Annotated in this window: 30 protein-coding genes and 1 riboswitch; of the genes, 9 read left to right on the top strand and 21 right to left on the bottom strand. The window is 63.4% G+C overall.

What is annotated here, in order from left to right; all coding sequences use genetic code 11:
- Positions 1 to 74 precede the first annotated feature (74 nt).
- Complete coding sequence (locus FJ970_RS14550) at positions 75 to 1688, bottom strand: extracellular solute-binding protein (RefSeq protein ID WP_140763398.1); 1614 nt, start codon at positions 1686 to 1688, stop codon at positions 75 to 77.
- Between the two features lie 358 nt (positions 1689 to 2046).
- On the opposite strand from FJ970_RS14550, the gene FJ970_RS14545 reads away from it, so the two are divergent.
- The gene (locus tag FJ970_RS14545; protein WP_140763401.1) at positions 2047 to 3075 is read left to right on the top strand and encodes a LacI family DNA-binding transcriptional regulator; all 1029 of its coding nucleotides are present in this window, start codon (positions 2047 to 2049) and stop codon (positions 3073 to 3075) included.
- An 8-nt stretch (positions 3076 to 3083) separates the two neighbouring features.
- On the opposite strand, the gene FJ970_RS14540 is transcribed toward FJ970_RS14545, so the two are convergent.
- From FJ970_RS14540 to FJ970_RS14470, 15 genes are all read right to left on the bottom strand, one after another.
- Positions 3084 to 3524, bottom strand: a complete 441-nt coding sequence (locus tag FJ970_RS14540; RefSeq protein WP_140763404.1) for an aconitase X swivel domain-containing protein — start codon at positions 3522 to 3524, stop codon at positions 3084 to 3086.
- On the bottom strand, positions 3521 to 4771 hold the full coding sequence (locus FJ970_RS14535; RefSeq protein ID WP_140763407.1) for an aconitase X: 1251 nt from the start codon (positions 4769 to 4771) through the stop codon (positions 3521 to 3523). The genes FJ970_RS14540 and FJ970_RS14535 overlap by 4 nt, the downstream gene beginning before the upstream one ends.
- A 73-nt stretch (positions 4772 to 4844) precedes the next feature.
- Positions 4845 to 5912 carry an ABC transporter ATP-binding protein gene (locus FJ970_RS14530; RefSeq protein ID WP_140763410.1) on the bottom strand — a complete coding sequence of 356 codons (1068 nt, stop codon included), beginning with the start codon at positions 5910 to 5912 and terminating at the stop codon, positions 4845 to 4847.
- The gene (locus tag FJ970_RS14525) at positions 5912 to 6700 is read right to left on the bottom strand and encodes an ABC transporter permease (RefSeq protein WP_140763526.1); all 789 of its coding nucleotides are present in this window, start codon (positions 6698 to 6700) and stop codon (positions 5912 to 5914) included. The genes FJ970_RS14530 and FJ970_RS14525 overlap by 1 nt, the downstream gene beginning before the upstream one ends.
- Positions 6700 to 7563 carry an ABC transporter permease gene (locus tag FJ970_RS14520; protein ID WP_140763413.1) on the bottom strand — a complete coding sequence of 288 codons (864 nt, stop codon included), beginning with the start codon at positions 7561 to 7563 and terminating at the stop codon, positions 6700 to 6702. Before FJ970_RS14520 ends, FJ970_RS14525 begins: the two co-directional genes overlap by 1 nt.
- Positions 7564 to 7627: 64 nt before the next feature.
- A complete protein-coding gene (locus FJ970_RS14515) occupies positions 7628 to 8689 on the bottom strand; it encodes an ABC transporter substrate-binding protein (protein WP_140763415.1) in 1062 nt (353 codons plus the stop codon).
- Between the two features lie 39 nt (positions 8690 to 8728).
- Positions 8729 to 9706, bottom strand: a complete 978-nt coding sequence (locus FJ970_RS14510; protein WP_140763528.1) for a PfkB family carbohydrate kinase — start codon at positions 9704 to 9706, stop codon at positions 8729 to 8731.
- Positions 9706 to 10752, bottom strand: a complete 1047-nt coding sequence (locus FJ970_RS14505) for an ADP-ribosylglycohydrolase family protein (protein ID WP_140763418.1) — start codon at positions 10750 to 10752, stop codon at positions 9706 to 9708. The genes FJ970_RS14510 and FJ970_RS14505 overlap by 1 nt, the downstream gene beginning before the upstream one ends.
- 3 nt (positions 10753 to 10755) lie before the next feature.
- On the bottom strand, positions 10756 to 11481 hold the full coding sequence (locus FJ970_RS14500; RefSeq protein ID WP_140763421.1) for a GntR family transcriptional regulator: 726 nt from the start codon (positions 11479 to 11481) through the stop codon (positions 10756 to 10758).
- A gap of 365 nt (positions 11482 to 11846) precedes the next feature.
- A complete protein-coding gene (locus FJ970_RS14495) occupies positions 11847 to 12011 on the bottom strand; it encodes a DUF3309 family protein (protein ID WP_023768317.1) in 165 nt (54 codons plus the stop codon).
- A gap of 381 nt (positions 12012 to 12392) precedes the next feature.
- Positions 12393 to 13073 (bottom strand): methyltransferase family protein, encoded by a 681-nt coding sequence (locus tag FJ970_RS14490; protein ID WP_415752034.1) that lies wholly within the window; start codon positions 13071 to 13073, stop codon positions 12393 to 12395.
- A gap of 202 nt (positions 13074 to 13275) precedes the next feature.
- Complete coding sequence (locus FJ970_RS14485; RefSeq protein WP_140763427.1) at positions 13276 to 14292, bottom strand: ABC transporter substrate-binding protein; 1017 nt, start codon at positions 14290 to 14292, stop codon at positions 13276 to 13278.
- Entirely contained in the window at positions 14285 to 15052 is a 768-nt protein-coding gene (locus FJ970_RS14480; RefSeq protein ID WP_140763430.1) for an ABC transporter ATP-binding protein, read from the bottom strand. The genes FJ970_RS14485 and FJ970_RS14480 overlap by 8 nt, the downstream gene beginning before the upstream one ends.
- Positions 15049 to 15852 carry an ABC transporter permease gene (locus FJ970_RS14475; RefSeq protein ID WP_181178767.1) on the bottom strand — a complete coding sequence of 268 codons (804 nt, stop codon included), beginning with the start codon at positions 15850 to 15852 and terminating at the stop codon, positions 15049 to 15051. The genes FJ970_RS14480 and FJ970_RS14475 overlap by 4 nt, the downstream gene beginning before the upstream one ends.
- Before the next feature lie 43 nt (positions 15853 to 15895).
- A complete protein-coding gene (locus FJ970_RS14470; protein WP_140763433.1) occupies positions 15896 to 16504 on the bottom strand; it encodes a YkoF family thiamine/hydroxymethylpyrimidine-binding protein in 609 nt (202 codons plus the stop codon).
- A riboswitch (TPP riboswitch) is annotated at positions 16495 to 16608 on the bottom strand. It overlaps the preceding gene by 10 nt.
- Here FJ970_RS14470 and FJ970_RS33795 point away from each other — a divergent pair.
- Positions 16603 to 17202, top strand: a complete 600-nt coding sequence (locus tag FJ970_RS33795) for a hypothetical protein (protein WP_321575742.1) — start codon at positions 16603 to 16605, stop codon at positions 17200 to 17202. Its footprint overlaps the riboswitch before it by 6 nt.
- Before the next feature lie 187 nt (positions 17203 to 17389).
- On the opposite strand, the gene msrA is transcribed toward FJ970_RS33795, so the two are convergent.
- Both msrA and FJ970_RS14455 read right to left on the bottom strand, forming a co-directional pair.
- Positions 17390 to 17908, bottom strand: coding sequence for a peptide-methionine (S)-S-oxide reductase MsrA (gene msrA, locus FJ970_RS14460; protein ID WP_140763436.1), 519 nt, complete (start codon positions 17906 to 17908; stop codon positions 17390 to 17392).
- 176 nt (positions 17909 to 18084) lie between these two features.
- Positions 18085 to 19653: a glycosyltransferase family 39 protein gene (locus tag FJ970_RS14455; protein ID WP_227792136.1), complete on the bottom strand. Its 1569-nt coding sequence runs from the start codon at positions 19651 to 19653 to the stop codon at positions 18085 to 18087.
- A 176-nt stretch (positions 19654 to 19829) separates the two neighbouring features.
- On the opposite strand from FJ970_RS14455, the gene FJ970_RS14450 reads away from it, so the two are divergent.
- Entirely contained in the window at positions 19830 to 20537 is a 708-nt protein-coding gene (locus FJ970_RS14450) for a hypothetical protein (RefSeq protein WP_140763442.1), read from the top strand.
- A 201-nt stretch (positions 20538 to 20738) separates the two neighbouring features.
- Here the strand turns inward: FJ970_RS14450 and FJ970_RS14445 are convergent, their stop codons facing one another.
- A complete protein-coding gene (locus FJ970_RS14445; RefSeq protein WP_140763445.1) occupies positions 20739 to 21071 on the bottom strand; it encodes a hypothetical protein in 333 nt (110 codons plus the stop codon).
- 4 nt (positions 21072 to 21075) lie between these two features.
- Positions 21076 to 21456, bottom strand: a complete 381-nt coding sequence (locus FJ970_RS14440; protein WP_140763448.1) for a hypothetical protein — start codon at positions 21454 to 21456, stop codon at positions 21076 to 21078.
- Between FJ970_RS14440 and FJ970_RS14435 the strand changes: the two genes are divergently transcribed.
- The 3 genes from FJ970_RS14435 (at position 21455) to FJ970_RS14425 (ending at position 22887) form a co-directional block, all read left to right on the top strand.
- Positions 21455 to 21964 carry a hypothetical protein gene (locus tag FJ970_RS14435; protein ID WP_227792135.1) on the top strand — a complete coding sequence of 170 codons (510 nt, stop codon included), beginning with the start codon at positions 21455 to 21457 and terminating at the stop codon, positions 21962 to 21964. The genes FJ970_RS14440 and FJ970_RS14435 overlap by 2 nt on opposite strands.
- Before the next feature lie 268 nt (positions 21965 to 22232).
- Positions 22233 to 22502 (top strand): hypothetical protein, encoded by a 270-nt coding sequence (locus FJ970_RS14430; protein WP_140763451.1) that lies wholly within the window; start codon positions 22233 to 22235, stop codon positions 22500 to 22502.
- 79 nt (positions 22503 to 22581) lie between these two features.
- The gene (locus FJ970_RS14425; RefSeq protein ID WP_127870393.1) at positions 22582 to 22887 is read left to right on the top strand and encodes a hypothetical protein; all 306 of its coding nucleotides are present in this window, start codon (positions 22582 to 22584) and stop codon (positions 22885 to 22887) included.
- 52 nt (positions 22888 to 22939) lie between these two features.
- Here the strand turns inward: FJ970_RS14425 and FJ970_RS14420 are convergent, their stop codons facing one another.
- Positions 22940 to 23365: a DoxX family protein gene (locus tag FJ970_RS14420; protein ID WP_140763454.1), complete on the bottom strand. Its 426-nt coding sequence runs from the start codon at positions 23363 to 23365 to the stop codon at positions 22940 to 22942.
- 629 nt (positions 23366 to 23994) lie between these two features.
- Between FJ970_RS14420 and FJ970_RS14415 the strand changes: the two genes are divergently transcribed.
- The 3 genes from FJ970_RS14415 to FJ970_RS14405 all read left to right on the top strand — a co-directional run bounded on the left by FJ970_RS14415 (position 23995) and on the right by FJ970_RS14405 (position 25182).
- Positions 23995 to 24174 carry a DUF3606 domain-containing protein gene (locus tag FJ970_RS14415; RefSeq protein ID WP_140763456.1) on the top strand — a complete coding sequence of 60 codons (180 nt, stop codon included), beginning with the start codon at positions 23995 to 23997 and terminating at the stop codon, positions 24172 to 24174.
- Between the two features lie 202 nt (positions 24175 to 24376).
- Positions 24377 to 24820, top strand: coding sequence for a GFA family protein (locus FJ970_RS14410; protein ID WP_140763460.1), 444 nt, complete (start codon positions 24377 to 24379; stop codon positions 24818 to 24820).
- Positions 24821 to 24945: 125 nt separating this feature from the next.
- The gene (locus tag FJ970_RS14405; RefSeq protein WP_140763463.1) at positions 24946 to 25182 is read left to right on the top strand and encodes a DUF982 domain-containing protein; all 237 of its coding nucleotides are present in this window, start codon (positions 24946 to 24948) and stop codon (positions 25180 to 25182) included.
- Positions 25183 to 25191 lie beyond the last annotated feature (9 nt).

Genomic DNA, 25191 nt, shown 5'->3' with positions numbered 1-25191 from the left:
TTTTGCTGGTGGCGTCGGTTGCGGAGGAGAAGAGCTTTCGCCCCTCCCCTCAAGCTGTGATCCAGGGAGATGGATCAGCTGATCGGATCGAGAACGGTAGGCCAGGCCTCCTTGTTGGTCCTGATGGCTTCGAGCAATTTGTCCTCGCCGATGCGCCTTGCGATCTTCTTCCACTCGGCTTCCGTATCGGCCATCGCCTGCTCCGATGTCTTGGCCTTGGTCAGCGAGGCCATGAGGTTTTCGTCCAGCGCGTTGTGGAAGGCGGTGGCGCCCGGATAGTTGATGGTCGGCACCGTGCGGGCGACCGTCTCGCGCACCACGTCCATGTGGTAGGCATGATAGGTCTGGCGCACCAGCGGATCGGAAAAATCCGAAAGCCGGAACGGATCGAGATAGCCGCCGGGGTTGGCGCTCATCCAGGCATAGATGCGGGCCGAACCCAGCCATTGCAGAAGGAGATAGGCAACCTCCTGGTTCTTCGACTGCGACGAGACCATGCCGGTCAGCGAGAACCAGAGCACCGAGCGGCTGATCAGCTTGCCGTCGATCTCGCGGCCGGGCGGCAGCATCGAGCCGATCTTGCCGGTGACCTTGGAGTCCTTGTTGCCGGCATTGTCGAGGAATTTCGGCAGGTTGGAAAAGGCGCAGGTCATCGCCGCGCCGCCCTTGGCGAAATTGCCGTACTGCTCCGGCCAACCCCACGAGATCGCATCCGGCGAATGATGGGCAAGCGATTCGACATATTCGTTGGTGGCCGCGATGCCGTGTTCGGAATTGATCAGCGGCTTGCCGTCATCGCCGAACAGGAACTGGTTGGGCGAGGCCATCGAGACATAGCGCTGGTACCAGTTGGTGTAGCCCCAGCCCTGGTTGCGCAGATCGGTGGAGCCGAACAGGCCCTTTTCCGGGCGTTGGAAAAAGGCAGCGATATCGCCGTGCTGCTTCCAGGTTTTCGGCGGCGCCAGATCGTAGCCGTATTTGTCCTTGAAGGCCTTCTTCTCGGCTTCGTCGCCGAACAGGTCGGCGCGGTAGACCCAGGTCTGGAAATCGCCGTCCAGCGACACGCCATAGTTCGAGCCGCGATATTTGTTGAGCAGCGACACACCCTTGGCACCGTCGACATAGCCTGTCTTGGGATCGTCCCATTCGGGCTTGTACTGGGCGACGAAATCGTCGAGCTTGGCGATGCCGCCGGTCTCGGCGAGATCGCCAAGGCGGTTCCACTCGGTCGAATAGATGTCGTAGGCCCCACCCTTGGTGGAGATGTCCTGCATCGTCTTGGTGAATTCCTGACCGTTCGGCAGGCCGACGATCTCGATCGGGATCCCGGTTTCCTTCTCCCAGAGCTCCTTGATCGACGGCGCGCCGGCCGGGAAAGGCTGGGTGAGCTGGCCGATCGAGCCGTCCGACAGGCCAAGCACGATCTTGGCCGGCGCCTTGCCGGCACCCTTCAGCGCCTTGGCGGCCTCGACGGCGCGGCCTTCCGGCGTGTCGGGACCGTATTGATAACGCTCGGCGCCGTAGAAGCCGGTCGGCCCGCCGATCATGCCGGGCGCCAGTGCGTCGGCTGCATAAGCACGGCCGGGACGAATGAATTGTGGCGCGATACCTGTAGCGGCTACGAACACCGCTGCCTTTCCTCCGGACGCCAGCAACCGGCGCCGCGAGATGCGGATCAGATCAGACATTGGAATTCCTCCCTCAGGCCCAATGTTTCCTCCACGAGCCCATGAGGGATATTGACGGCAGGATCGGAAGGCTGTCAACATCATAAATAATCAAAATACCTCACAACATCGCAACGAGGCGGAGAAATGCGTCATACCGGGGTTCAAATACCTCTTCAGATGCCTCGATTTGATGGGAAATGTGCTTTCCCCTTCCCGGCACGATCATGCCGGGCGACTTGTTTTAGCCTGGCGGCTTGCGCATCGGCCAAGGCCGGATACATCATTTCCCATCAGAATCGCGGATAGCGAGGCGCTGGGACCATCAGGCTGGCAGCCGGCATTGCGTGATCTTGATGCATTGAGGAGATGAAAGACGGTGCGTTCCACCCTGACTGACGTAGCCCGGGAAGCCGGCGTCTCCGCCGCCACCGTCGACCGCGTGCTCAACAACCGCCCCGGCGTGCGGGCACGCACGCGCGAGATCGTGCTCGAAATGGCGCAGCGCCTCGGCTACATCGCCGAGAGCCCAAACGGAGCGCCGGCTAGGCCCCTGCCCGGCGAGATTATCCGGCTCGACTTCGCTCTGCCGGCGGGCACCAATTCCTTCATCAAGATGCTGCATCGCCACATCGAGGCGCAGGCCCTGGCGCGCCCCGATCTCGACGTCCACATCGCCACCATAGAGGGCTTCAATCCCGACCGGCTCGCCCGCCTGCTGCAGGATCTGCGTGGCCAGACGCAAGGCGTCGGCGTCATCGCGCTCGACCATCCGACCGTGCGTGAAGCGATCCGCTCGCTGTCGGCCAACGACGTCAAGGTGGTGACCATCGCCTCCGACATCCTGCATGTGCCCAGGGTCGCCTATATCGGCATCGACAACCGCGCCGCCGGGCGGCTGGCCGGCTATCTGCTCAACCGTTTCATGGGTTCTGGACGCCCCGGCAAGGTGGCGCTCTTCGCCGGCTCGCTTTCCTACCGCGGCCACGAGGAACGCGAGATGGGCTTCCGGCACATATTGACCGAGGAATCACCCAATCTCGAGATTGTCGAGATGCGCGAGATGCTCGACGACCGCGAAAAGGCCTATTCGGAGGCCTCGGCTCTTCTGGAACGGCACCCGGACCTTGCCGCGATCTACAATGTCGGCGCCGGCAACACCGGCATAGCGCGTGCGCTCAAGGAGCGCGGCCGTGCCCAGTCCATGGTTTTCCTCGGCCACGAGGCGACCGACGGCACCAAGGAGCTGCTGCTCGACGGCACGCTCGACGCGGTCATCGACCAGAACCCGCGCGTCGAGGCCCGCGAGGCGCTCAACATCCTGACCCATGCCGTACGGGGGCTGCCCTACGAATTGCACCAGCCAAGGCTGCAGGTGATCTTCAAGGAGAACATCCCGGAGATTTGAAGCAATCTTCAGATCTTGCGGACGATCGCCCGACCATCCCCGCGAATGCCTATCGCAAGGCGTTCGCCGGAGACGAGACCTGCTATGTCGCATACGACCAGCGGCATGCTGATTCCGTAGAGAAATTCGGCAACGATAGCGCCGACGGCAAGGATCGGGTCCGGCCGCTCCAAGAGAATGCCCGCCGGCGCGGTGCCACTGCGGATCGCCTCTGCCAAGACCGAGGATGAGGACGACGAGCCGCGCCCGCTCGGCATGACAAGGATCCTGCCGGCCACATTCTGCCCAAGGCCTGGATGCGAATGATCTGTTATGCCACCTGTCTCGGCGTCGATGCCGCCCCAGAAGCTGAGCGGCTGCGAAAACACCAAGGCCTGCCCTTCGGCGGCGCCGGCCTGTTGGAAAGTGCCCAGCCTTTCAGCCGCGTCCGTTTCAATCCGCTGCGTCATGACGCACTCCGCACGACGTGCCCGATCGTGGCGGACCGGATGCAGTCCCTCATATCGGCGAAGGCGACGGTCACGCCGATATTGCCCGGCGCGTAATGCGCCCATTTGCCGGAATTGGTCATCACCACGCCGTCGAGGCGTTCCAGGATCGAGGTGACATAGGTGCAGGTGTCGGCAACCGCGATCAGGCCGAGTGCTTCCATGCCGTCGAGCGCACCCTCCTCCTGCAGCCGCATCAGCGTCGCGCGCCCGGTGTTGACGTAGATCGGGATCCCCTTGCCTGGCGCTGCCTCTCGCAGCAGCGGCAACAGGCGCATCCACTCCTCATGCGAGAAATGCGGCGTACCCAGTGAGACGGCCGAGAGCGGCGCGCCATCGGGCACTCCAGACAGCCTGGAAAGCGCATGATCAATGTCGGCGCGACTGATGCGAAACGTCTCCTCAGGGGCGTGACCGTGGAACGCCTCTGCAAGCGTCCCCGCCTCGGGCGTGATGCCAGCCGCATGGAACAATGCCACCGCGCCTGTCGTTGCCGCCGCCGCGCCCAGCGCCTTAAGCTGGTCCTCGTCACGCGGTTCCGGCAGGCCCGCGATCACCGGAACACGATCGCCACAGGTTTGCCCAATGATCAGTCCGACGCCGACGAACAGACTGTCGCTCGGCTCTGAACCTGCGATGTCCAGTTCGAACAGGATGCGGCCGCGCCGGTTCTCGCTGAGATGCAAGCCCCAGGCCGGTGCGCGCCCGGTCATGGCGCAGCACAGATCGATGAAATCGCCATAGCGGTTGGTGCGCGCGCCGATCACCGAATTGGCGAAAACGATGGCATTGGATTCGCCCCAGGCGATCTGCTGGCCTAATTCAGGCCGGAAGCGTGTCTGATAAGGCGCGCAGGTGAAGGTCGCCTGGCAGCCAAGCTCCAGATGCGCCTTCATCAACCGCCGCGCCGGCACTTCTTCAGCCACCGGCATCTTGACCATGCCGGGATGGATGAGGTCGAACGAGCCGACATTGAGCGTCGTCGGCACACGTACACGGCCACCGCCCTCGACCAGTCTCTCTACGAAATCGAGCCCTGCCTTGCCGTGATAGAGGCAGCCATCGATATGGGCACCGGTGATGTCGAGCAGGCTGCCCGCGCCGATCGCGTTGGAGAAGGCGACGAGGATTTTCATGGCGGCGGCGGCGGCCGGCCCGTGGTCGCCCTGCAACATCGACTGGTCGTCAGCAGTCAATTCCAGCGTCATCAGTGTGCTCCGGACTTGTGGCCGGATATGCTGTTCCTCATCGCCTGCTGTCTGGCAAGAGCCGAAGCAAGGATCAACCCGCCGTGATCAGCACCGTGCTCTCCGGCGACCACCGCAGCACCACATCCTGCCCCTCCGCTAGCCTGTCAGCGCCAGTGTTCTGCACAATGACCTTCAGCGTCTGTCCGGCGCGTTCGACGAAATAGGTGCTGTTGTTGCCGGCGAAGATGCGCTTCGACACCTGCCCCTTGAGCATGTTGGCGTTGGCGGTATCCATGACTCCGGCATCGGTACCAATGCGGATGCGCTCGGGCCGCACGGCGCAGCTTGCCTTAGCGCCGGCGGCAAGCGTTTCGCCTGCCCCCGCTGCGATCGCCGTGCCATCCGCCAGGCGGATGCCATTGCCGGTCGCATCACCGCGAAAGATGTTCGCGTCGCCGAGGAAGGTGGCGGCGAACTCGCTCTTTGGCCGGTCATAGATCTCTTCCGGCGGCCCCTCCTGCACGAGCCTGCCGTCGCGCAATATGCCGATGCGGTCGCTCATCGTCAGCGCTTCTTCCTGGTCGTGGGTGACGAAGATGGTGGTGATGCCGATCTCGCGCTGGATGCGCTTCAATTCGATCTGCATGTCGACGCGCAGCGCCTTGTCGAGCGCGCCGAGCGGCTCATCCAACAAAAGCACGCGCGGCTTGGTGACGATGGCGCGGGCGAGTGCCACGCGCTGGCGCTGGCCGCCGGAGAGCTGGTGCGGACGCCGCCCGCCGAGCTTGCCCAACTGCACGAGGTCGAGCGCACTCTGCACCTCCGTGGCGATCACCGCCTTGCCCTCGCCGCGCACCGACAGGCCGAAGGCGACATTGTCAGCGACGCTCATATTGGGAAACAGCGCATAGTTCTGGAACACCATGCCGATGCGCCGCTTCTCCACTGGCACCCGCTCGACACTCTCGCCGCCGATGGCAATGCGGCCACTGTCGGGAAAGTCGAAGCCGGCGATTTGCCGCAACAGCGTGGTCTTGCCGCTGCCCGACGGCCCAAGCAGCGCATAGAAGCCGCCATCGGCGAAATCGATGGAGACATCGTCCAGCGCCTTGTGCGCGCCAAAGCTGCGCGAGACGTTCGATACCTGCACTCCGGCCATTATTTCTCTCCGCCGAATTTGAAGAACCGCGCCGTCAGCAGCATCAGCGCCATCGACACGACGATGATGATGGTCGAGACCGCATTGATCTCGGGCGTGAAACCCTTGCGGATCGCGGCGTAGATTTCGACCGGCAACGTCGTCTGGCCCGGCGTCGCCAGGAAATAGGAGACGACGAACTGATCGAACGACACGGCAAAGGCGAACAGCCCGCCGGCAATGACGCCAGGCATGATCCAGGGCAGCGTCACGCGATTGGTCATCTGCCACTGGTTGGCGCCGAGCGAACGAGCCGCCTCTTCCAGTTCAGGTGCAAAAGTCTGCAGCCGGGCCGAGACGACGACGATGACATAGGGCAACGCCAGCGCGACATGGCCGAGCAGGATGGCGAACAGGCCGCGCCCGATGCCGACGCCGAAGAAGAAGATCAGCATCGCCGTGCCGGTGATCAGCCACGGAATGGCGATCGGCGGAAACAGCAGCGCCTGCAGGAATTTCTTGCCGCGAAACTCGTAACGAAAGAGCGCCAGCGACGCCGCCGAGCCGAGCACGGTCGAAATAACAGTGGTGATAACCGCGATCTCGATGCTGTTCCAGGTCGCCGCGATCAGCTGGTCGTTCTGCCACAGCGAGGCGTACCACTCGGTCGTCCATTCGAATGGCAATTGGTAGAAGGGCGAAACATTGAACGACATCAGCGCCATGATGATGATTGGCAAATAGAGGAAGGCGAGCAGCAGCCCGACATAGAGGCGACCCAGCCATTCCAGGATGCGTGTCGTCGCCATCATGCCGCCCTCCGCAGCACGGGCGAAGCGACCCCCAGGATGACCAGCACGACGGCGAGCAGGATGAAGGACAGTGCCGCGCCGAGCGGCCAGTTGAATACGGCGACGAACTGGTCCTCGATGATCGTCCCGTAGAAGGTGCCGGTGCGGCCGCCGAGAATGCGCGGCTCCATGAACGAGCCGACCACCGGCACGAAGATGAGCGCCGCGCCCGCCACCAGCCCTGGCAGCGACAGCGGAATGATCACCCGCTTCAGCACCTGCAGCCGAGAAGCGCCGAGCGAGCGCCCGGCCTCGATCAGCGAGTCGTCGATGGCCTGCAGCGTTAGATAGCAGGTCAGCACCATGTAGGGCACGTAGGAGTGCACCAGCCCGATGATGACGGCCGGATAGGAATACATCAGGTCAATGTTGATCTTGAACGGCAGCACCGCGTTGAGCGCGGTGTCGAGAATGCCGCCTTCACGCAGCACCATCGCCCAGGAGAAGATGCGTACCAGCCCGTTCGACCAGAACGGCAGGATGACCAGCAGGAAGATCGCCTCGCGGCTGCGGCCCTTCAGCACCTTGGCCAGCACATAGGCAGCAGGATAGCCGATGACCACGCACCAGAGCGTCACCTCCAGGCCTAGCCGGAGCGAAGCGAGCAGCAGCGTCAGATAGAGGCTTTGCGAAAAGAAGGCCGCATAATTGCCAAGCGTGAAGGCCCATGGCTTTCCCGTCAGCGGCAGGTCGGTCATGAAGGAGAAGAAGACCATGGCCGAGAGCGGCAGGAAGATCGCCACCGTCAGCCAAAGATAGGCCGGCGCCAGCAGCGGCAGCGCCGATCTCAGCCCGCTGCGCGACGCGACCGCACCTGCCATGATACCCACCTCCCCAGGATTGAAGAACCAGCCGGCGCGAACCGCCGGCTGGTCCCGAAGCTCGTTACTTCACGTCGACCTTGAGCTGCTGCCAGAGCGCCAGATAAGCCTTGCGTTGCGCGTCGGTGATCGGCGCCTGGAACTGGATGCGCTTGGCAACCTCGGGATCGCCCATGACCTTGCGGTTGAAGGCATCCTCGGGAAGCGCGTCCACCGCCTTGGTGTTGGCTGACACCGGCGCGCCGACCTTGGTCACCCATTCGACGTAGAATTTCGGGTCGATCATGTAGTTGATGAAAGCCTCCGCACCGGCAACGTTCTTGGAGCCGACGGGAATGGAGAAGGCGTCGAGCCAGGCAACGGCGCCCTCCTGCGGGATGACCAGCGAGACCGGCAGCTTGAAATGCGTCTTGGCGCGGTCGGCCGAACCGCTCCAATAGGTGCCGATGTCGATCTGGTTGGAGGCAACCATCTGGTTCCAGTCGTTCTCCGAGCTCCAGAAGGTCTTGATCTGCGGCATCAGTGAGGTGAGCTTGGTCTTCACCGCATCCATGTTCTTGATGTCGTTGATGTTCTGGCCCGTAGCGATGGCGCCGAACTGAACCGCCTCGACGGCGTCGTCGCGGATGACGACGCGACCCTTATGCGCTGGATTCCACATTTCGGCGATCGAGGTCGGCGGCTTGTCGAAGGATTTTTCGTTGATGGCAAGCGCTGTCAACCCCCACACCCACGGCACGCCATAGACCTTGCCGTCATGGTCAAGCATCGGCGAACTTGCCTTGTCCTTGCTGATATCGGCATAGTTCGGCAACTTGGAGGTATCGATCGGCTGGATCAGCTTTTCCGCCATCGCCTGATCGTTGAAGGCGGCGTTGATCATGACCACGTCGTAGAGCCCGGGATTGGTCCGGATCTTGGTCAGCATTTCCTGTTCGGAATTGAAGAAGTCGTTGACGACCTTGTTGCCGGTAGCCTTCTCGAAAGCGGCGATGGCCCACGGCTCGTCGGCGCCGTAGCCCTTCCAGTTGAGCACATGCACTTCGTCGGCCTTGGCGGCGAAGGCGAGTGCGGAGGTGAAGAGGGCGGTCGCCGTCAAGAGTGCAGTCAAGTCGGGCATGCGCATGGTTCGTTCCTCTCTGTGTTTGCCCGCTTCTCGGGCTTGTCAGGCTGTTTGATGGGCCTTCTGTGTCCGGCCTGGCCCGCCGGTCGCGGCGGCTTGGCTCAGGAAAGTCTGGATTTCCGCGTCGGTCGGTGCCGATGAGCCGCCGTGGCGTGTCACCGAAATGGCCGCCGCCGCGTTGGCATAGGCCGCGGCATCGAAGGGAGGCACGCCGCGCGCCAACGCGCTGACGAAGGCGCCGATATGCGTATCGCCGGCGCCATTGGTATCGACGGCCGCCACCTTGAAGCCGGCTATGGTCCGTGCAGTGCCGTCGGCCAGCCGGACGAGGCATCCGCCTGCGCCAGCTCGGATGACCACGCCATCGGCCTTCGCGCAATGATCCGTCAGAAGCCGCGAGGCGAGAGCCTCGGCGTCGCCGGTGCCGGCAATCTCGGCCGCCTCCGTCGTGTTGCAGCTCAGCCAGGTCGTGCGGGCAAGCACACGATCGAGAATGGCACGTGGGATGTCCGCAATAACCGGCGTCGGATCGAAGACGAAGGGAACAGCTGCCGGCAACGCCTCGATCCATCCGGTCAGCGCATCGCGGCTCCCAGGATAGCTCAGCGTGTAGCCTGACGTGAACACCCAGTCGTCAGACCCGATCGCCACCGGCGCCATCAGATCGAGGCTGAGAGCGCTCTCGGCGCCTGGCCACGAGACGAAGGTGCGTTCGGCATCGCTCGATATCATGACGACGCAATTGCCGCTGTCCATCAGAGGCGACGGCGGCGTCAGCGTCTCGATGCCTTCGGCGGCGAAGGCGGCACGTAGGAAGTCGCCATTCAGGCCGCTGCCGAGCTGGCCGCCAAACACCACCTTCATACCGGTGCGGGCCGCTGCGGCCATCATGTTGAAGCCGCCGCCGGCGACCTGCGCATAGCTCGACGCCGTCTTCTCGCTGCCGGGCGCCGGCAAGGCGTCGATGCGGTAGACATAGTCGACCACCGCGCTGCCGATATGGACGAGACGCCCGCTCATCATGCCGCATCCTTGCCGGAACCGGCGTTGCCGACGCGACCGTTCGACATCCGCGCCGCGACAAGATCGGTGGCCAGCGCCCGAACCTGCGCCATGTCGATGCCCTTGAGATCGGCGATCCGATCCTGCGGCAGATACGAAAAGCCGGTGCAGGCGCCGGCCATACCGGCCGCGATGGCGCCGATCGTGTCGGTGTCGCCGCCAAGATTGGCGCTGATGATTGCCGCCTGCCATGGATCGCCGTCGGCGACTTGCAGCACGGCGAAGGCAGCCGGTACCGATTCCTGGCTGGCGACGCCGGTGCCAACCAGATCGACAATCAACCGGGTCGCGTCCCTCTTCACCTTGCCGCGCACCAGATCCTGCGCCCAGGCGATGCGCGCGGCTATGTCGCCACCGGTCACCCAATGGCCTAGCGTCGCGGCTCGCCGCGCCGCCGCGACCGCGCTGTCGGAGGCCGCACGCCAGTCGCCACCGGCAATGCCACGGCTGACGGCGGCCGCGACCGCTGCGGCGGAGGCGATCGCAATCGAGGTGTTGTGCGTCGCCCGGCAGGTCTCGGCCACCTTGGCGACAAACGCGTCCAGCGGCTCCAGCGGCATCATGATACCGACCGGCGCGATACGCATGGCGGCGCCATTGGTGTCGCCGCTACGCCCCGCCTCTCCCGCCGGCACACCATTGTTGATGGCGTCGATGGCGCGCTTGGTCGACGGCCCCAGGAGATCGTAGCTGCCGCGCGCCTTGACCTCACGCTCCCAGTTGAGCAGCGCGTTCACCCAACGCGCGTGGTCGAAGCTGTCGCCGGACTCAATCAGGATGCGGCCAAGCAGCAATGCCTGTTCGGTATCGTCGGTGATGGTGCCGGCCAGCAACCCCTTCGAAACCGGATGGTCGGCGAAGGGCGCGACGAAATCCTCGACATGACCGTAGAGTTCGGCAATGCGGACCGGCGACAGAAGCTGCGTCGGCATGCCGAGCGCGTCGCCCAGCGCTCCGCCGACAAGCGCGCCCATGGCGCGGTCAAGCGTGGTGTCGTCCTGCATCGCTCAGAACCTCATATGCAGCGCGAAATGCGCGGGGTTGAGCAGGCTGGTGACATATTCGATCGGCCGCTCGTCGGCCGCACGCGTCAGCCGGCGGCCGCGCAGGAACGGCGTGCCTTGCGGGCAGCCGAGGATGGCGGCGTCACCGGCATTCAGCATCTCGATGTCGACCCACTCCTCGCCGTGATCAGGAATGAGCCCGGCGCCGCGTAGCGTCTGGTGCAGCGAACCCTCGCGCAGGCCACGCAGCGGCACGTCCTCCAGTTCGGGCGACAGCGGCAAGCGGCTGCGCTCGATGGAGATGGCGTGACCGTCACTGGCATTGGTGCGCACCCGGTCGACCGCGATGAAGAACGGGCTTTCGACGTCCAGCAAGCTCGCCAGTTCGGCATCCTCGATGACCTCCAGCCGCAGCGTCCGGGTTTCGGCATTGGCGCCCGCATTGGCCAGCGCCCGCGACCAGCCGATGGCGTCATCGACCGGCTTGCCATCAAAAGTGACGAAAGAGCCTATACCGCCCTTGGTGGTGATCAGCCCGCGACTGGAGAGCTCCTCGAGACCCTTGCGGACGGTATTCCGGCTGACGGAGAAGCGCTGGACGAGCTCGTTCTCGCTCTGCAGCCTGTCACCGAAACCAAGAACGCCGGAGCGTATCTCGTGCTCGAGAACGGTCGCGATCTGCTCGGGCTTGCCCGTGCCGGGAGACAGTTGAACCGCGCGCCGCTTCATATACGTACCTGTTCAGTGAACCTGTATAATCCTGTTCAATATCTTGCTATGTGAACTCTGTCAACGATCGGCGCCCACGGACGCTTCACCGCAAGTCGCCCCGCGTCCGCCCGGCGGCGACCCGGCACTTCGAGGCAATCGCTTTGCTAAAAAGAAAGCCCGCTCCGGGGACACCGGGGCGGGCCTTGGAGGAGAATGAAGGGGTGGGACCCTCTCCTCTTGTTTCCACGGGGGGTGTGGACCGCAATCACCATACGCGAGTCCCGCGGAATGCCGGATCACAAGGCGGCTTGCTTGCATCACAATTCGGTGCCCGGCGACGTGAGCGTGGTCACGCGATTGCGATTGCCGCCGTGATCGAACTGCTAAATGCGTCCCAGAACCACAAGGATGATGACGATGAGCAACACAAGTCCGAGACCGCCACCACCATAATAACCGGTTCCATAGAACGGGCCGCCGCCGAGACCGCTGAAGCCGCCTAGCAGCGCGAGGATTAGAATAATGATAAGTATCGTTCCAAGACCCATAGCCTTCCCTGCTCCTGAATGCGCGCTCTCGCGCGGGTTCAACATCGCGCCATTTCGGATGTTGCAAAGGTATGAACGTTTTAGGGAGGTTGGCGTTCCGCCGGACCATCGCGGCTACGGAACGCTCGGGCCGCAACGCGGAAAGCCGCCTGGACGGCCGGCTTTCCAACCGGCCGGAGGCCAGGAGAGTGCGGTCAAAGCCCCACGGCTGGTTCCGCGGCCTGCTTCAGCCTCAGCGGCGTGAAATTTGCGGGAATCTCGCTATTGTCTGAATGCAATCCTGTCCGGATTCCCGTTGACGAACCTCAAACCGCGTCAGTGCGATCCGTTGGCCTATCCCAGAAAAATTGGATTGGCGGCAGTGCCTTGGCGATCTTGCTCTCAGAAGACCCGGTAGCACAACCTGTAGCGCACGCGTTCCATGTAGGCGCGATACTCCGGCACGGCGGCCAACAGCGCCTCCTCGCGCAAGATGCGGTAAAGCTGGAGATAGGTGATCACCGCATAGACCGCGAGATTGTGGAAGGAAAAGGCCGACAGGAGGTAGAGCACATGGCCGGCGAGGTAGCCGGCATAGATCGGATGCCGCACCAGCCGATAGGCACCGCCCGTCATCACACCGCGATTGGCGGGCAGGATCGCAAAAGAGCGCCCCAGCGATATCTTGCCCCATATAACGAACAACAGTGCGATGACCTGTAACGGCGCGGCAACATAAAGGGGGATGAGTGCAATGCCTGGCTGGAGGCTGATCAACGCAACGCCAAAACTGGCCGTCACCGAAACGATGACCGTAAGCGGATTCCAGTCACGCGTCACCGGACGCCGCGACAGAAGCAGCCAGGTGAAGGTGAGTATCTCGGAAATCGCCACCAGCGCGACATTGAGCCGAGTCGGATCCTCGACAAGCTGATAGACGCCGCGATAGACGAACAGCCCCGCGCACAGCAGCGCACAGGCGCGAAAGAAGCCTTCGCGCAGGTCGAGCAGAATCTCGTGCTTGCGCGCCGCGGACAAAAGCCTGTTGTCAGCCGCACGCGAAAGTGTGTCACTTTTTGACATGAGCAAGGCAAGCATCCCGATGATCCCTCGGGGCGACCTTTGCACGCAACCATTGCCGGGCCGTTAACTGGGAAGATCGGATCGGCATCAAACAGGATCGAAGGTGAAGGCCGTACCCGCGGTTTGTCGGGCTGCGACCTGGCCACATCCTCGCGTCCGGCGTCGGACGATACGACCTTTTTCGCGGTTTCCGCGTCGGTGCCTATCTGAGGTACCCGTTGCTGAAATATCCCGCGAAATCCGGACGTTGCGCGACAATCTTGCCATCGGCGTCGTGCAGGATGCCGGTGGCGAGGAGATAGGAGCCGATCGCTTCCATCTTGGCCGGATTCATGATGCCGATGGCACCGTCTTGTCCGCGCAGATAGTGCCCCTCGATCAGTGTCTTCAACGAGGCATGGATCAACGCCGGATTGGTCAGGGCGTCCTTGTTGGCCGCGATCAGCAGCCTGGCGGCTTCCTCTGGATGATCGACCGCGAACTGATAGCCGCGCCGCGTTGCCTGGATGAAGGACGACGCCAGTTCTGGGTTTGCCTTGAGATACGCTTCGCTCGAAGAGATGAGCGTGGTGTGCTCGTCGGGGACGCCATAGTCGGCGTAGACGAAGCTGCGCTGCTTGACGCCTTTGAGTTCGGCTTCGACGCCCTCCCAGGTCGATACTTCGAGCGTGAAGTCGACCGAACCGTTGGCCAGCGCCTCGTAGGCGGAAGTGCCGAGCGTCACCGTCTCGAAATCGCCCTTGCCGCCATCATGTCGGATGATGGTCGAAATCAGCGCGTTCTCCCAGGCACTGCCAAAGCCGCCATAGGTCAGGCCATCCAGATCCTTCGGGCTTTTGATCGCGCTGCGCGCCGCATTGAACACCAGCCGACCTGTTTCGGACTGCACGACGGCATAGACGGCCTTCAAGTCGGCGCCGGCGGTCTTCTGGGTGAACAGGCTAATGGTGCCGTTGATGCCGAAATCGGCGACGCGGTTGGCAACAAGCGTGCCGGCGCTGGTGTCGCTGTAAGGCACAATATCGACCTCCAGACCGGCCTCGCGATAAAACCCCTTGTCGCGCGCGACGAACAGCCCGATGTGGTTGGTGTTGACCGTCCAGTCGAGGGCGACGGTCACCTTCCGCGTCGCCGCGAAGGAGCGGCTCGATCCGGTGATCAGCGGTACGCTGCCGGCAAGTGTGAGCAGCAGAGCTTGCCTGCGCGTCAAGTCAGTCATGATCATGTCCTTTGGATGGCGGGAGGTTGAGCAAAATATCGAGGATCTCGGCCTCGAGTGCCCCGGCCTGCCGTGTGGCAGCGCTGGTTGGATCGCGCGGGCGCGGCAGTGGCACCTTGATCTCGCGCACGACACGGGCCGGCCGCGCGGACAGCACATAGATGCGGTCGGATAGGAACACGGCTTCGCGTACATCATGGGTGATCAGCAACGCCGTCCAGCGATGATGCCGCCACATCTGTTCGAGCCAGCGCTGCATGGCCGCGCGGGTCAGTGCATCGAGCGCGCCGAACGGCTCGTCGAGCAGCAACATGTCGCGTTCCTGCACCACGGTACGCAGCAGCGCCGCGCGCTGGCGCATGCCGCCCGAAAGCTGCGCCGGGAAATGCCGCTCGAAGCCGGCAAGCCCGAACTCGGCAAACAGCGGCGCGACCCGCGTCTGCGCCGCCTTGCGGCTGACGCCTTGCACCTCGAGCCCAAGCGTCGTGTTGTCGAGGATGCGCCGCCACGGCATCAGCGCGTCGCGCTGCGGCATGAAGGCGAAATGCCTGCCATGATCGTCGAGCGGCGCGCCGTCGAAGAACATCCCACCCTCGCCATGCTCGGCGCCGGTCAGAAGCTGGAACAGCGTCGACTTGCCGGCACCCGAGGGCCCAAGGATGGAGACGAATTCGCCGGCATCCACGCGCAGCGAAATGTCGGCGAGCACTTCGAGCCCGCCAAAGGCCTTGCGCATGTGCCGCAATTCGAGCCGGCTCATGCTTGCGGGCCTTTTCCAGCGGCTCGTTCCCAGGGCATGGCAAGACGCTGCAGCAGCACCGTCAGCCCGAACAGGACGAGGGTGAGCGCTGCGCTGACGCCAACGGCGGCGAGCACCAGGTCGGGACGGAAATTGTTCTTGGCGTTGAGCATGTAGATGCCCAGCCCCTTGGCCGCGCCCGCATATTCGGCGAAGATGGCGCCGACGACGGCGTAGGTGATGGAAATCCTGAGGCCAGCGAAGAAATAAGGCAGCGCCGAAGGCAACCGTGCCAGCATGAAGACCCGCCAGCGCCCTGCTCCCATGGCGCGCAGCATCTGCCCGATCTCGACCTCGGTAGCCTCGTAGCCCTGCACCAGGGCCACCAGCATCGGGAAGAAGGTGACCAGCGCCACCAGCATGATCTTGGGCATCAGCCCGAAACCGAACCACAGCACCACCAATGGCGCGATGGCGACCAGCGGCAAGGTCTGGCTGACGATGAACACGGGAAACAGCGCGCGCCGCAAAGGCTGGAAGAAGTCGACCAGCATCGATAGCGCGAAGGCGGTACTGAGCGAACAGGCAAAACCGATCAGCGTGGCGCGGATGGTGGGAACGGCGTTGTCGAGCAGCGCGTCACGATTGAGCACCGCCTGTTCGAAGACGCGCGAGGGCGGCGGCAGAACCGTCGGCTTGATGCCGGAATGGTTTGCGTAGAGTTCCCACGCCACGAACACCAGACCGATCGATATCACGGCCGGCGCTGCCTGGGCGAAGAAGCCCGCGAGGTGACGCGGGTTGAATGACGATGAAACCACGAGAGGATGACCTTGACGGCGCTCGCGCGTCGGCGCGAGCGGTTCAGACGGCAGTGGGACTGTTGGCCGAAACCGTGACGTCGAGGGTTACGTGACCTGCGCCTGGCCCGAAGCGGCAGAAGGCTTCGTCGAGCGCCGAGAAGATCGCTCCGGCATCGCCGCGCAACTTGGTGCAGAAATTCTTGGAGCGATCGTAGACGCCGGACTGCTTCAGGAAATCGATGCAGCCATAAATCTCGTCCATGTGGTCGTCCGTGCCCATCACATAGAGCGAGAACTGCGCCGCCGCTGGCTGGCCGGTGGCGGGCGCACCGCGCACGGCGGCAATGGCGGCTTGCTTGCGCGGGCCGAGTGGCCCGGCAGGTCCGCCGAACGTGTCGGAGCGGCAGATCGGATCGTCCGGCTCACCTGGGCAGCCACGCGAAATGGTGGCCGACAGCACGCAATGCTTGCCGCTGCCGGACGCAGCCACGAAGAGGTCGCGCAGCGCCGGGAACAACACCTCTGGGGGGCCGACCAGCAGGGTCGAGATATCGTCGGTCTCGATCCTGAGCCTGTCGCGATACGGATCGAGCGCGCCGAGCGCGCCCAGGATGACGCCGACAAAATCGTCGGCCATGGGATATAGGGAAACCTGTGCGCCTGAAAACATCGCCCGCCTCGCTCCGCTGGTATTACCCAGATCAGCTTCTAGGGTCTGTGGGCTTGCCGCCCCCGTCTCAGCCCCGACCGTACGGAGCACCCCTGTGGATGGCGGCGTTAAAGCACCATTCGATCGGTTGGGAAAGCTATTTTTTCAGCAAGCTGCGACAAAAGCATTGCGCCAGCGTGGCGGCAATCGGGTGCCCGCCGGCTCGGAAATCTGTCTGGAACCTTCGCGATGCCGAGAGGTTGTCCCACCAGTCGCCAGACGCAATCGCAGGAAAAGTGCGAAGCGGTTTTCCTGCCGGAATGCGTCAAAACAAAAAGATAGAGCGGTCAGTTGCTTCCGTGAAGCCTGTGAACCGCTCCGGCGACGAATTCACAGAATGGAGACAAGCCATGCTCACGAAAATCCTCGCGGCTTCGGCCTTCACCATTGCCCTTGCAACATCCGCCATGGCGCAAAGCAATAGCGCGGCCGGCGCGGATGGGTCGGGCGGCAGCGGCAAGTCGGTCACCGTAGACCCAAGTACCCCGGCTTCGCCCAATACAATCGATCCGGGCGCAACCAACAGCATAACCATCATGCCGGGAGACATGAATTCCAACGCGGATCAGAATTGCCCGACCAATCCGCAGGGCGCGCAGACGGATGCCAATGGCAACGCGACTGCGCCGACCGTGAACGACAAGACCTGCGGTAAGTAGTTTCGCGGCATGGAAAGCGCGGACGCAAGTTCCGCGCTTTCCATGCGCATTGGTTTTAGTATCCGTCACGACCGGCCGGCGGCTCGCGCCGATTCGAACTGTCAACCACCGGACGACGTTGACAGCCGCGATTGATATGGTCTTGCGGCAATCGGTGGGCGCTTATACCTGCCAACTGCCAAAAAACTCATGAAACTGCCTTTTCGCGGACCGGCAGCTTCCAGCCTGGCCTGACGAAATGGCAGGTGTAGCCATTGGGATATCTCTCCAGATAATCCTGGTGCTCCGGCTCGGCCTCCCAGAACGCTCCGGCCGGCGCGAGTTCGGTGACGACCTTGCCGGGCCACAGGCCGGAGGCATCGACATCGGCGATGGTGTCCTCCGCCACGCGCTTCTGCTCCTCGCTGGTGTAGTAGATGGCCGAGCGATAGCTCATGCCGACATCGTTGCCCTGGCGGTTGCGCGTCGTCGGATCGTGGATCTGGAAGAAGAATTCCAGAAGCTGGCGGAAGCTGATTTTCGCCGGATCGAACGTGATCTCGATGGCTTCGGCATGCGTGCCATGATTGCGATAGGTGGCATTAGGCACGTCGCCGCCGCTGTAGCCGACACGCGTGGCGAGGACGCCCGGGAAGCGCCGGATCAGATCCTGCATACCCCAGAAGCAGCCACCGGCAAGCACTGCACGTTCGCTCGAAGTCGCCATGTAAGGTCTCCTCAAAAGGCAATCCCGGGGAAACTGTAGCGGCTTTCAATCGGGAATTGCGCGACAACAAATTCGGATATTCCCGTAAATGGGCATTGTCGCCTGCTTCGTCCAGAGCGGCCATTCGGTTGCACCCGTGAAAGACGCCTCAAAGGGAATGGGTTGCATGACGCCGCTCAGATGCGCGGATGCCTGGTCCGGCTGCTGGCGGCAACCGGCAGATATCGCGTACCAGGCGGAATGGCGGCAAAACTGATCGCCACCGGCGGCGCCGCGCGCGACCAGTTGAAAAGAACGGTCTTGACCGGGATGTTGCCCAACCATGCCCGCAGCCATGACGGCACGCCGGGACCCCGCCAAACCATCAGCATGCCATGGTCGCGCAACCGCTGCCTCGAGATCCAGGGTGCGAACCGCATATCGAGGTCGGTGAAGATCGACGGCTTGTCATAGGCACTGAGGCCCGCCAGCATGGCGAGATTGGTGTCGCCACCGACGATGTCGAGCCGGCCAGGCGCCGCCGCGTGCCAGATTGCCTCTGCCTCGTCCGAGATCGGCTGCGCCGGCCAGCAGACGGCGTCCATGCGTCCGCGCACATTGCAGTTCGTCCAGCGGATGGCCGCATAGGCGCCCGACATGGTGACGATGCAGATGAACGCGCAGACCGCCAGCCTTCGCATCTCAAGGGCACTGAGCCGGTGGCCGAGGAAGGCGAGCACCACCACGCCGACAAGATTGTACATCGGCGCGCCCCAGGCTTCGCCGGCGCCGGTGAACAATGAGGCGACCATGATCAGCGTCGCCGGGCCAAGCCCCATCCACGTGAGATAGACCAGCGTAGCGCGCTCGACGGGCTCTTGCGGAGCAGGCGTGCGCCGCAGCAGCCCTGATATCGCCAGCACTAGGAGCAAGCCGCAGAACCCGGCCAGTTGGACACCGATATAGTAGAGGCGCGCACGGTGTTCGCTCACCCAAGCGTCGCGGTCGGCGAAATAGGTTAGCGGCAGGAAATCCATGCGGTAGAGTGCGACGGCCAGCGGCGCGGCGACCGCGAGAAAAACGGCCAGGCCAAGCCATGGCCAGGGTGTCGCCAGCCGGCTCCGCGCGCGCGGCTCGTAGAGCAGCCAGAGGCCGCCGAAGGCAAGCAGCAGGCCGGTGGAGAACTTGGCGTAGAGCCCGATGCCCGACACCAGTCCGAGCGCCAGCCACCAGCCTGGCCCACCGCCGCGGCCGGCGCGCCACAACAGCCAGCAGATCGCGGCCCAGAACGGCATCTGCGCATAGTCGTGATTGAATTGCGGGGTTGGCCAGCCGAAGAAATAGATCGATGGCATCAAAAGCACGGCAGCCAGCGCGCGGCGTTGTCCGAGCATGTCGCGGGCCAGCAGATAGACCAGGACGAAGGTGGCCGAGATCGTCAGTTGGGAGAGCAGATATTGCGGCCAGCGGAACGATCCGGTCAGAAGATGGCTGGTCTCGAGCAGCCAGCCGGGGAGCTGCGGATGCTTGTAGGTCAAAAGCACCCACTCGCGGCCCCACATGAAACCTTCCACGACATCGCCGGGCGGCGCGGGATCGATGAGTGCTGGCACCACAGTCCAGCACAGGATCTGCATCAGGCACAAAAGCGCCAGCAGATACCAGGGGTGCCGAAGCAGGGCGGACCAGACGGACGACGAATCCAGCCCAACGGCAGGCAGCCCTGCCGGCACCCAACGATCGATGGAGTCGTCAATTCCCGCCATGCGGCGCTTAGACCACATCGCCTGGTTTGCCGAACAGCCCCAACATCAAAGCTTACCAAAAAGTATACTTGCAGGTCATTGCAAGGCCAAGATTGAGCGGGAATTTCGGCCTCTCACTGCCCTTACTGGGCAGAACAGCCCGCACGCTGATTCCACTTGAACATCCCGGATACTCGATGCGTCACCAGCATGCCGTCATCCACCACCGCGCGCTCGACTTCTGGCTGGCGCGCGCGGCGGTTCTCGTCATCATCTGCCTGCAGCTTCTGGTGATCAACGATCTTTCGTTCGGCCCCCGCTGGCTGGCGCCTACGCTGGAGGCAGCCCTGCTCGTACCCCTGTCCGTGGCCACCGCCTGGACGCAGGCCGCCACCCAGAAAGCGGTCGAGGAGGAGCACTGGTATCTGGTTGGCCGGTTTCGCGTCATGATCCGCAGGACGGCTCTGGTGATGACCGGCGTCGTCAGCGTCATGAACTGCGGCTCCCTGGTGTTCCTGGTGCGTGCCTTGCTGGCCGGCCACGCCGGCTCCAGCGGTCAGACGCTGCTGGTCGACGCGCTCAACATCTGGATAACCAACGTCATCGTCTTCGCCTTGTGGTTCTGGAGCACCGACCGCGGCGGGCCGCCGACCTGCGGCCTCGTCACACGCGCCCATGCCGATTTCCTGTTTCCGCAAATGACCTTGAGCGACCGCGAAATCCGCGACTGGCTGCCGGGCTTCGTCGACTATTTCTTCCTCGCCTTCACCAATGCGACGGCGTTTTCGCCGACCGACACGTTGCCGCTCTCCCAACGCGCCAAGCTGCTCATGATGGGCGAGGCCATGATCTCACTGCTGACGATCGCGCTTGTCGCGGCTCGAGCCGTCAACATTCTGGCCTGAGGCATGTCACGCAAGCCCGCCGGGCACCGGGAGAACGTCAGGCATGAAGATGAAGACTGAGCGCGCGTCGCCTCGTTCCATTCAAACGCGCCTTGGGCCACCTCAGAAGCCACAAACGCAAAAAAGCCCGCCCCGGCGCGAGCCAAGGCGGGCTTTGGCTCGACCGAGCCGCAGATTCTCAACGCCAGGCAAGGCCCAGAATCATTCCTCCCCAGCTGGCCTGAACTTCCGCACGATCACCTCGAACAATATATCCGAGAGCATGTCCAGTTGGTTGATGGCGACATCGATGTCCTTGGGCAGCACCGAAAGCACGATCTTCAGATATTGGTCCGGCTTGTCGGCCCGCACCTCGGCGAGGACGCCGGCGCCGTGGGCGCGAAAATCGGCGCGCACGGCGGCGAGGAAATCATCGCCCAGTGTCTTCTTCATCCGCTTCGGGCGAGGTCTCTTCGCGGCTGCCGGGCTGGCGGGTTTGCGCCTCGCCGACCTTACCTTGGCGCGCGACGGCTCGGCATCGGTTTCGTCGGCCATCGGCTTACCCCAGGGCATCGCCGGCCGCCGCCTTCGGCGACGCCGATCTGGTTTGCCGGACCGCCTTCTTCGAGCGAGCGGACTTCTTCCCGGCCCGCTTGGCGCGCTTCGGCCTTCCGGCAGGTTTTGCAGCGCTTGATGGTTTTGCAGCATTGGCCCGCGCCTTGAGCCTGGCTATGACAAGACCGACAGCGCGGCTGTCGATGCCTGCCAGCGGAAAGTTGAACCCGCCGGCCTCGTCCCGCACCATGCCGATCAGCACGCCGGGCGCCACTTGCTCGACACGGCCGAGCCGCGCCTGCGGTCCCGCGCCCTCGAATTCGCCGATGGCGCTGACGACCTCAAGGCCGTCATCGCCGGTGATGATGGTGGCGTAGCGTGCCATGGGATTGTCTCTTGAAGGTTCGCAAAATAGGGTTCAGTCACAAAGGCTGCGTCGCCATGGCCAAGTGCAAAGCCCGGATAGAAAGCACCAATTGCCTCGATACCATCCTATCAGCGTGACCCCGGAAATAGATTGCGTCCAAAGCGACCTGCGCGAATTGCGCTGGACAGATGACACGGTCGTCGCGGACTTCACAATCCCCGGCGACGAACACAATGTCTTGCGTGTGCTGTTCGCCAATCATTCGGTGATCATCCGCATTCTCGATGAAATGCCCCTGAATACCGAGAATGAGGGCGCGCCCAAGGAAGGTCTCGTTCCCCACCACTTCGCATATCGGGTCGAAGGAGCTACCTTTGAGAAGACACAGTCGGAGACGTGGAAGTTCACGCAGCACCCGGCGACACACTATCGCTTCTTGACCGGCTGGACATGCCTTGATGTCTTGTCGGCCAAGGAACCGGTTTTTCAGGTCGTCAAGCGAATCCCGATCTTAACCTTCGACTGACGACCGGGACGTCTCGAAGTACGGAAAATAGCAGGCCAAAAAAACCCGCCTTGGTGGCGGGTCGTTGGCGCAAATCAGCACCATGGACGAATATGTAGCATGGCTGCCCTCACCGGGTCAACGCGTTTCTAGGAAAAAATTCACATTCGACCGAAAGAGCATGACGCCGGCCCTGACATCCACCCGGCTTTTCATCAGCCGGTTCCTGTGAAATCATCAGCGCCAGCTCATGGAATGATTCCCGTCGCACGGCCTTGTGGAGAGGACGATGGACAGACCAGCCATGGCATCCGTCTTCAGGATGCGGCACGCTCCGGCTACGGTTTCCGGTGTGCGCAGCACTGGCCAGGGCCAGGCGGATCCGATCATCCGGGTGCACTCGCTTGGCGAAGCGATCCGCTTCGTCGCCCACGCTTACCCCAACTACGACATCGGCACCGTTGCCATAGACTGCGGCGACCCTTCGATCCCGCGCCTCGGCAGCCTGGAGGTCAGGGCGCTGTGGCGCGAATATGGCGAGCGCCTGACGCAGGAGTAGACGCTTCCGGCCGACCGGCGTCCTGGGATCGGAAACGCCGCTGACGCGTTTCCACTGCGATCAATGGAGGGAGCAATCCATGAATGTCGCCAACCTGCAACTCGAAGGCCTGCTGATGGCCGTCGCCTCGATCAACCATGTCCTGGTCAAAAAGGGGGTGCTCACATCGGAGGAGATCGATATCGCCCTGCGCAAGGCCGAGGCCTCGGAAACCGGCGAGGAGCGGTCCGGAGGCATGTCGGCGTCGAGCCGCGACGCCGTCAATTTTCCGATCCGGCTACTGGAACTCGCCAACCAGTGCCAGCCGGAGGCGGACATGCCGTCCTTTTCGAAGCTGGCCCGCATGGTCGGCCAGATGAAGGAGCCTTATAACGATCAGATGTAAGGCCCTCCTTACGCCCTGCCCCGGCGAGCGTCATGCCCTGCCCCGGGCGGGCCTACGCCCTGCCCGGCCATCCCAGGTTCAGCGCCAGAATCCTTCCCGGTCCGTGGACCGCCGCGAACAGCAGTCCGGCCAGGAACGAGAAATGGTCGACGAAGAAGCCGAACTCGGCCTGGTTGCCGGTCCAATGGCTGGGTCCGTGGAAGGCAAAGGCCAGGAACAGCACATAGACGGCGGCGACCAGGGCGGCCTGCGAAAAGAAGGCGCCGCTGAGCAAACACAGCACCAGCGCCACCTCCAGGATCGCCGCGCACCAGGCGAGGAAGAGCGGGAACGGGAAACCGGCGGCCGCGATATAGCCTGCCGTGGCCTCCATGCCCATGAACTTGAAGGTCACCGCCATCAGGAAGACGGCGGCGAAGATCACGCGGGCAACGAGAAGGGCCGCGGTCTGCCACGGCGATTCTGCGATTTGAGACATGGTTGTATTCCTCCAGTTTCATCAGCCCCAAGGACGCGCCGCCGAGCGCGGATCCGACATCTGCCAGTGATTTTTCATGGCCAGCGATTTTTCATGGACCCGCGATTTTCCTCCCGGTTTGCCGGCCGCCGCGACACGCGCCAGGCGTTCACGAACGATTAACGATGCTGAAACTTGTCCGTAACCAGCAACGTGATATCGTTAGCCGGGGCTAATGCACGGCGTGTCCTGTGCAGTAATTTTGGGCGGGTTGAGTTTGGGCGCAAGTATCAGCTTGGGGACGAAGTCCTATCTGGTCAGGTCACCGGTTCTGGAGTGCGATGGCTGCGGCGGCACCGGACAGGTTTTCCAGTGCCCGCGCTGGACGAGTTCCAACGGCCTTTGCTGTCCCGCCGGCACGCATTACCGCGGCTGCACCGGCGCCAGCGCGCCCTGCGCCGAATGCGGCGCGACCGACAGCCACAGCGCCGACCCGGCCCCTCCATCGGCCTGAACCGGGCCGGCGGTAAGGGCTGGCGGTCACCGCCACCCGCCATGGAACCAGCATGGCCGATCCGTGTTATGTCTGACCGCGACATCTAGGCTAGGCGTCCGCGCGACCATGCGGCTTACAGAAAGTGAGGCCCGACATGCCCGACGACAAATCGAAGACCAAACAGGACCGCAAGCTGGTCTCGAGCGAGGAGACTTACGAGGTCGCCGACTTCGCGCGCAAATACGGCATTCCGCAGAGCGAGGCCCAGACCATCATCAAGCGCTACGGTCCTTCCCGCAAGAAGCTCGACAACCACATGGCCGCGCGCGGATAGAAAGGGCCGCGAGGCGGCAACCATTTCGCCGGCGTCGCGTTGGGGATGCCGTGGGCCGCGTCAACGGGGCCCGGCGGTAAGCTGAACAGGATGTCGTTTTCCCGGGTCCTCATCCTGGCCAACGAAATGGCGGACGAACATCTGTCGGCTCGTGGCATGCCAAACTGACAAAGCCATGCAGGCGAAAACGGAGGGCGCAACCATGTCCGAGACAACACGCAGGACCGGTAGCTGCCTGTGCGGCGGCGTGCAGTTCGTCGTCACCGGCCAGCCGTCGCGGGTTGGTCTTTGCCACTGCAAGGACTGCCGCAAGGCGGGCGGTTCGGTCTATTCGGCCTTTGCCATCTGGCCGCGCGATGCCTTCGAGACATCGGGCGAAGTGGCCAGCTACGGCACACGCAGCTTTTGCCCGACCTGCGGCAGCCGCCTCGCCTGGGTCGACGACAACGAGGCCGAGGTGATGCTCGGCAGCCTCGACGTCGCACCGACGGACCTGGCACCGCAATATGAATTGTGGACCGGCCGGCGCGAACCCTGGCTGCATGCCTTGCCCGACGCCGAGCAGTTCGAGCATGACCGGCCACAGGCGCAGGGCGCGGATTTGCCCGTGCCCAGGCAGTTGTCGGACGCCGCCGCGCGCGACTGAAAGCAGATTGAAAATTGATCGTTCGGGCTTGGAACCCTGCCCTGGCGGCGACGTTATCCGCCGCTTCCTCTGTGCATGGTCCTGCCCGGGTCTTGGCCGACATGCACGATTCATGGAGACGACCGTTGAACGACAAGATGTTTCCCCGACCGATCCGCTTGAAGTTCTTCCACGGGCGGGAGCGCGTGGTGCGCAGCGCCTGGGAGGGGCTGGAATGCCTCGGTGATTGGCCGGCCGGCCGAGGCCGGCGTTACAGGGCGGCACTGCGCAGCTGCCGCGATGCGCTGGATGGCTGGGCGCCGCCGGAAAAGGCGATGCGGGCGATGATCGACGCCGCGCGCGAGGCGCGCATCCTCCAATAGCGGGAAAAA

This window comes from Mesorhizobium sp. B2-1-8 (assembly GCF_006442545.2).
GTDB lineage: Bacteria > Pseudomonadota > Alphaproteobacteria > Rhizobiales > Rhizobiaceae > Mesorhizobium.
Note: the sequence above shows the minus strand (reverse complement) of the source record. Positions and strands in the feature narration are given on the sequence as shown.